The sequence below is a fragment of the Bartonella sp. MR168JLCBS genome (assembly GCF_042194175.1).
The window spans coordinates 1-689 of the sequence record NZ_JBHIMP010000396.1 but is presented as its reverse complement, the minus strand read 5'-3'; the positions used below and the strand labels follow the sequence as shown (position 1 = coordinate 689).

General features: G+C 36.9%; 1 tRNA gene and 1 pseudogene. One reads left to right on the top strand and one right to left on the bottom strand.

Annotation, left to right across the window (positions count from 1 at the left end):
• The first annotated feature begins 32 nt into the window (after window positions 1–32).
• A tRNA-Phe gene (locus ACFIK8_RS11605) sits at window positions 33–105 on the top strand.
• Between the two features lie 102 nt (window positions 106–207).
• Here the strand turns inward: ACFIK8_RS11605 and ACFIK8_RS11600 are convergent.
• A pseudogene (locus ACFIK8_RS11600) lies at window positions 208–557 on the bottom strand (XRE family transcriptional regulator).
• Window positions 558–689 lie beyond the last annotated feature (132 nt).

The window sequence follows — 689 nt, the reverse complement described above, 5'->3', positions numbered from 1 at the left end:
AACCGCACACGTTTCACGTGTTTTGTGAAATTGCCCAGATAGCTCAGTTGGTAGAGCAGCGGACTGAAAATCCGCGTGTCCGTGGTTCGAATCCGCGTCTGGGCACCGTTTTCTTTTTTATTATGCATAACCTGTTATTTTTGTTAGCGTTTTTAAACATGAGGGATGCCTAAATAAAAGCAGGCAATAGAATTTTCAAACCTAGCTTTACAAAGCGCGTTCTTTTTTGCTAGCTTTTTCTAGAAATTGTTTGAATTTTGCTAAGTTCTGTTGTGAAAAATACTGCAAATTTCTAACAAACATGCCAAAAATTATTTTACAGCTCAATGAATCTGAAGGCTTTATGGTAAAATCCTTATGATAAGCATCTGCTTCTTTTCTCAATAGTGCTGCTGTCTCTTGACCTAAATCGTACAGCTCTATGATCTTGTCTTCCATTCCAAATGTACACACTTTTTCCCAATCTCTACAGAAGATAAAAACGTTATCAACACACCCAATTTAGAAGACATATCTAGAAGACATTCAGCCCAATCAATGCGAAGTTTGCGTAAAATTTTACCAAAAGTTTCTGTTCACAACTCTAGAATAAAAAAATCCGACGAATAATAATTGACCCCGGCAATACGTTGATCAATCGCAGCATCACCAGGAAAATCAATAATATCCTTCTGAAAACTCATCTCATG